Source organism: Hydrocoleum sp. CS-953, assembly GCF_002260545.1.
Lineage (GTDB): Bacteria > Cyanobacteriota > Cyanobacteriia > Cyanobacteriales > Microcoleaceae > Trichodesmium.
Map to the genome: position 1 here is coordinate 1 of NZ_LGSU01000332.1, position 2,774 is coordinate 2,774.

General features: G+C 34.0%; 3 protein-coding genes. 2 read left to right on the forward strand and 1 reads right to left on the reverse strand.

Annotated features, from left to right (window positions below; all coding sequences use genetic code 11):
- Nucleotides 1-1,047: 1,047 nt before the first annotated feature.
- Nucleotides 1,048-1,441 (forward strand): RNA methyltransferase (locus AFK68_RS03075; protein WP_305778125.1); only part of this gene is annotated, 394 nt, incomplete at its 3' end.
- 93 nt (nt 1,442-1,534) lie between these two features.
- Nucleotides 1,535-2,032, forward strand: coding sequence for an RNA methyltransferase (locus AFK68_RS03080; protein WP_246843967.1), 498 nt, complete (start codon nt 1,535-1,537; stop codon nt 2,030-2,032).
- A gap of 24 nt (nt 2,033-2,056) precedes the next feature.
- Here AFK68_RS03080 and AFK68_RS03085 read toward each other — a convergent pair whose 3' ends face one another.
- Nucleotides 2,057-2,326 carry a hypothetical protein gene (locus AFK68_RS03085; RefSeq protein WP_094671538.1) on the reverse strand — a complete coding sequence of 90 codons (270 nt, stop codon included), beginning with the start codon at nt 2,324-2,326 and terminating at the stop codon, nt 2,057-2,059.
- Between the last annotated feature and the right edge of the window lie 448 nt (nt 2,327-2,774).

Consider the following 2,774-nt stretch of genomic DNA (forward strand, 5'->3'; position numbering starts at 1 on the left):
AAAACTGAATGGCTAGGAAAAAGGAAAATATAACAAAATATGAGGGAAAATTGGATAATACCAAATCATATTCTCAAACTTTCTTTTTTCCAATTTACCCTGAAATTATTCTTCCTTTTACCCTCTGTCTTACCTTAATTTTANAAAACTGAATGGCTAGGAAAAAGGAAAATATAACAAAATATGAGGGAAAATTGGATAATACCAAATCATATTCTCAAACTTTCTTTTTTCCAATTTACCCTGAAATTATTCTTCCTTTTACCCTCTGTCTTACCTTAATTTTAAGTAGGGTTTTAGACATTGTATATTTGTGAGATGAATGACTGTGGAGAGTGTGGGGAGTGTTGCATAGATTATGGTATAAATTATAGTTTTAGATTAAAGAGGAAGTAAAAGATAGGATTTACCTTTTTTGCCAAGATTCATCCCTTGCTTCAGCAACGCCGAATTTGATCACCAAATTTAGTAGAATATCTCCATAATTTTAATTACATAAGAAGTATCTAAATCGTGTTTTAGTTGTTAAATAGAAATGCTAAATAGAGCTAGCTAAATAAAATTCAAATCATTAGCTACCAAGATAACTGAGTATGATTAAACCTTGCTCGCTGCAAGTTCAGATTTCTTATAATATCACGCACTAAATTAGGGTTTACTGAAAAAGTCTTCTGAGTGAGGGTAGGAGTCAGGAGTCGTAGGGGAGCCGTCGGATTGCCGACGTACAGGAGAAATGGGAATTATAGAGGAGGTAGTCGGATATTTTCTCCCTTGATTTTTCCGCCTTTGTCTACTCAAAATCCTCATATTTTGAACTTGAGCAACCGAAAAGCTGGCATTTTTTTCCCTCTAAAAAAGCTAAAGCCTTTATCTGTAAATCCTTTGAGAGTTAATCAGCAAGCCCTAAATAAATTTTTAGAAGATACAGAAGTAACGAAATGGAGTTAACAGAATGATAAAAAATTTTCCTGTTGCCCTTTGCCTGTTTCCTATCCTGATGCCTAATAGTTTTTCAGTAGACCCTAAATAGGAGATTAAATATTAACAGTGCTGACGAGTTTGCAAAATCCTTTGATAAAGGAAATCCGCCAACTTCACCAATCAAAAGGGAGGCGGGAACAGCAATTATTTCTAGTTGAAGGAACTCATCTCTTAGAAGAAGCTTGTAGGAGAGATTATCCTCTTATAACTGTCTGTTATACACCTAAATGGCAAGAAAAACATAAATCTTTGTGTGAATTAGTATCTCAAAAAGCACAAAGGATAGAATTGGTAAGTGCCAGGGTTATTCAATCCCTTACTACTACAGTTAATCCTGATGGAGTAGTGGCTATAGCACCACAGAGCGAGACAAATTTTCTGAAGATTAAGACCTTGGGAATTGCTCTAGATAAAATACAAGACCCTGGTAATTTGGGAACTATAATTAGGACAGCTACAGNGTGAATTAGTATCTCAAAAAGCACAAAGGATAGAATTGGTAAGTGCCAGGGTTATTCAATCCCTTACTACTACAGTTAATCCTGATGGAGTAGTGGCTATAGCACCACAGAGCGAGACAAATTTTCTGAAGATTAAGACCTTGGGAATTGCTCTAGATAAAATACAAGACCCTGGTAATTTGGGAACTATAATTAGGACAGCTACAGCAACAAATATAGATGGCTTATTTGTGAGTAGAGATAGTGTAGACTTGTATCATCCGAAAGTAGTTCGGTCATCAGCCGGGGAATGGTTTAATTTACATAAGGCAATATCTGAAAACCTAAAGACTGAAGTATTACAATTACAAAGTCAAGGTCTGCAAGTTTTAGCGACAGTTCCCAACTCAACTATTAACTATTGGCAAATAGACTTACGAAAACCTACACTAATAGTTATGGGAAATGAAGGTTCTGGTATTTCAAGAGATTTAATTGATTTGGCTGATTATTCTGTCAAGATTCCTTTGAGTAATGGGGTAGAATCTTTAAATGTTGCCATAAGTACAGCTATAATTTTGTATGAGGTTCAGCGTCAACGTCAATCTTAATCAAAGTAGTATCTATTTATTTTTTTATTCAGAGGTAGATGATGGTGGGTGTTTCTTATTTGTCTGAATATATTCATCTATATCAGCGATCGCTTCTTCTAAGTCTGATAAATTAAATTGTTCATCAGGCTCATTTTCTTTGGATTTTTTGTGTATATTTGCAGGTTCTGAATTATTCTCCTCAGTTTGATTTTCTTGGAGAGCCAGATTAAGTTGTTTCTCAAAGTTATCCATAAATGTTTTTGCTGCCCTACTACGAATATCTCTTTTATCCATATCAATTTCTTCCCTCATTGTATTTAAGTTAAGAGTTAAACTGACTACATAAATTCTTGTCGAGAGATTAGTACAAATTGAATATCTTTTATATCTTTTCTTTTATATCTTTATCTTCACCCTTGATATTAGTGTAAGCATTCAGCTTTTGAAAGTAATAACTACTAAAGTTATAAAGTTAGCTGATGACTAATCTCATTCGTATAACTTTTGATTCTCCCTTTCATAACTCATAGCTGATGGCTGTTTAGCTAACGCACAACTTCGTTAACGCTTCGCGACATGAAAAGCGCAGCTCCTCTGTAGGAGGCTAACTGACCCCTGAATGCTTACATATTAGTTAAATTCCCTCAGTGAATAAAGAGTGAATATTGTGGTATATTTTTACTTGGCATAAATTATTTTTTTTAAACCTATATTGGATTTTGTTTTTAAGATTAAGATTAAGATATAGACACTCCTATTT

What these genes read in the sequence shown, in the direction of transcription:
- AFK68_RS03085 (WP_094671538.1), bottom strand. Translation starts at nt 2,326, where the DNA reads ATGAGGGAAGAAATTGATATGGATAAAAGAGATATTCGTAGTAGGGCA.